We start from the raw sequence: 2,776 nt of genomic DNA on the forward strand, positions 1-2,776 counted from the left end.
ATTCGAGAATAAATCTGTAAGTTTTGACAGCTTACAGGATCAGTTGCAGTATCAAAACAATATTTATTTTCTGAAACAAAACATTGAGTCGCTACTTTTTGAGGAAAAGGATTTTATTAATATAGATCCTCTAAAAGAAATTTATTGCGAAATATCAATCGAAGAAAGGTATTATGAAGAGTTCAAACTTTTATTGAATGAATATTTCAATTCTGTCAGTAATGGATACGGGATACCAGAACTCAGTAATTATAACATCATTGGCACTAGAAAGGGCTCTTTAGTCATTGAAATAATTGGATATGCAATAGGTATTTATGTACTTATTACAATTCTTAAATCAATACTCATCAGAACGTTGGAAATAAAAGTTGAATATACTATCTACCGTAAAACGCACCAACTTTTAGAAGATAATAAGATGAGTCTTAAAGATTTGGAAGGAGATATCAATATTGTCCGTAGAATACTCAATAAACCTTCAGATGAAATAGTAACGAAAGCAAAACCATTGTCTTTATTGATGAAACAGTTTAGTGTCTTCCCGAATACACTTGTCAAGAGAAAAAAGCATATCTGAGATGTCGGAAAGCAAGTTGATTCGAAATCCAAACTTATTTTTTTGATCGAAAGAAAAATGAAAAGAAGGAAATGCAAGCACTCCATGCTTGAATAAAAAAGTTCTAATTATTGATTGTGGAAACACATTACAAATATTGTGTTCTTTATGAACAATCATCGTAAAATAACCACTGTTAGCATTGTAAAGTTTATATGGTGTGTCCATTAGGAATGCCTGAAGCAATTCGAAGTTGTCTTTGATAACTTTCTTATTATGTTGAATTATGCTTAATAATTCAGCTGCATTTTCCTTTTGATATAAGTTTTGTATTAGTTCTATTTGTGAAATACAGAATCCTCCATATACTTGGCTGGCCAAGTCTTCTATATCTGACGACAATCTGCTGGAGCAAAAAATAAGAGATGTTTTTATCCCATTTATCAAAAGTCTTTTCGTTAGGGATTCTATGAAAATAAATTTGCCCGCTTGTCTTAACAAACCTAGTTTGAAGCTATTCAATAAAAGGTTATCTCGGTTGCTCCATTCCATTCCTCCGAGTGAGTAGTCGCATAGCAACCAAATCTCTTTACTTTTGCAAGTTTCGGCAAGTAAAATATACGTAGCATCATTTATCTCAATGCCAGCGCTATAAATAGGATCTGAAAAAATAATTGCATCTATACTATTTGCTTCAATGGCTTTTTGGACATCGATAATATCAACCTTAAAATCCAGATAATCATAAAGATGGTAGTAGTATATGTTTGCTCCTAAATCTTTTAACGTATCTGGTATGGTGTAATAGGTTGGAGTAAATACTAAGAAATTTCTGACCCCCAATTTATACAAAGCTGAAAGACTTAAAAATAATGAAGCAGTGCCACTCACCGTGACAGCAATATTTTCCTTTTCGATATTGCAACGCCCCCTCTCTAATGAATGAAGTATTTGTTTTTTCAAATCCGATAGTTCATCTGAAAATATATATTTCAGAGAATCTTTAGCTTGAAATGCAAGTGAACTTTGTATTAATTTGTATGGGTACATTGCAAGAGGATTGATTGCATCCCAGTCTGAAATAAACAATGGTTCCTGCTTTTTTTTCTTACGGTATTGTCTTGCCAGTGTAAGTAACCAATCACTTGAGTAATCCATTGATAATAAATAGTTATCCTTTATTTGAAGTAAAATACTATAAATTATTGAAATAACGTATAATCAGAATATGAATCGGAGCGTAACTATGAGGAATATGCAATGATTTTTTTAAATCAAATCTGCTGACTCTATGAAACCTTCGACAGGTCCATATCGGACTTGTTATAAAAAACTAAGCCATTCAGAATCAATGCTTTTATTTTTTCGGTCTATTTTTTAGTCTATCAATGCGGAAATTATTCAAGAAATCTTACCCTACTGACGTAAAATAGAAAAAGGGACTATTTGTATTGATAGTCCCTTTCGGAAGTCCATATTAGCCTCAACAAATAAACATGCGCAAATTTCTTGTCGGGACCTGCTAAAAAATAGTGAAAAATTACTTGCAGATTTCTAATGTAATATTTCGATTATCCCGTCGCACTAAAACAGCTTTTCGAATTTCCCCATTTTCAATTGATACATTAAAACCGACTTCAGTTTTTTTATTACTGTTCCATCGGGTGTTTTCTAACAACCTGGAAATATCCTGCACAAAACCAGGAAGTTGATTTTTATTCAAGCTCTTTGATAGTATACGAGACGCATGACCATTCGCGTCGATCAATACCCAAAATCGAATATTTTTCCATTGGAGATTATTGGCAGGCCATGTTTTTTGCTCTTGTTCAGCCAACTTAATTTTTCCAAGTTTTGTACAAAAAAGAGAATCGTTTATTAAAGGAATTGATTTTATACTTTTTAAGTTTACTGTAAACAATTCGCCTTCGGGATTAAAATCTATTAATTCTGCGCTTGTAAATTTATTTTCAAAATTAAAGTCCCAGGAAATATTGGTGTTCTTCAACGAAATAACTTTTACCCTTTGTCTCCCCGTATTGATACCCAATCGTCTTTCCGGCTGTAAAATGATACAAGCAAATATTTTTCTTTCAATACTTCATAATAAGCAGATGAGTCGACGGGAAGATTTGCAATTATTTTTTATTTTTTAATAATTGGCCAGTCGAATCCAAGTAAAAATTATCTCCTTTTAAAAGGAAAAAAATACTTTGC

The 2,776-nt window shown here is 32.0% G+C and carries 3 protein-coding genes; 1 reads left to right on the forward strand and 2 read right to left on the reverse strand.

Annotated features, from left to right (window positions below; all coding sequences use genetic code 11):
• Positions 1-580 (forward strand): hypothetical protein (locus EGI32_RS10850; RefSeq protein WP_255155407.1); only part of this gene is annotated, 580 nt, incomplete at its 5' end.
• On the opposite strand, the gene EGI32_RS10855 is transcribed toward EGI32_RS10850, so the two are convergent.
• Positions 518-1,717: an aminotransferase class I/II-fold pyridoxal phosphate-dependent enzyme gene (locus EGI32_RS10855; RefSeq protein ID WP_255155397.1), complete on the reverse strand. Its 1,200-nt coding sequence runs from the start codon at positions 1,715-1,717 to the stop codon at positions 518-520. The genes EGI32_RS10850 and EGI32_RS10855 overlap by 63 nt on opposite strands.
• Positions 1,718-2,099: 382 nt before the next feature.
• Positions 2,100-2,567 carry a hypothetical protein gene (locus tag EGI32_RS10860; protein ID WP_255153716.1) on the reverse strand — a complete coding sequence of 156 codons (468 nt, stop codon included), beginning with the start codon at positions 2,565-2,567 and terminating at the stop codon, positions 2,100-2,102.
• Between the last annotated feature and the right edge of the window lie 209 nt (positions 2,568-2,776).

The organism is Ferruginibacter sp. HRS2-29 (assembly GCF_024343615.1).
Taxonomy (GTDB): domain Bacteria; phylum Bacteroidota; class Bacteroidia; order Chitinophagales; family Chitinophagaceae; genus Ferruginibacter.

What these genes read in the sequence shown, in the direction of transcription:
- EGI32_RS10855 (WP_255155397.1), bottom strand. Translation starts at nt 1,717, where the DNA reads ATGGATTACTCAAGTGATTGGTTACTTACACTGGCAAGACAATACCGT.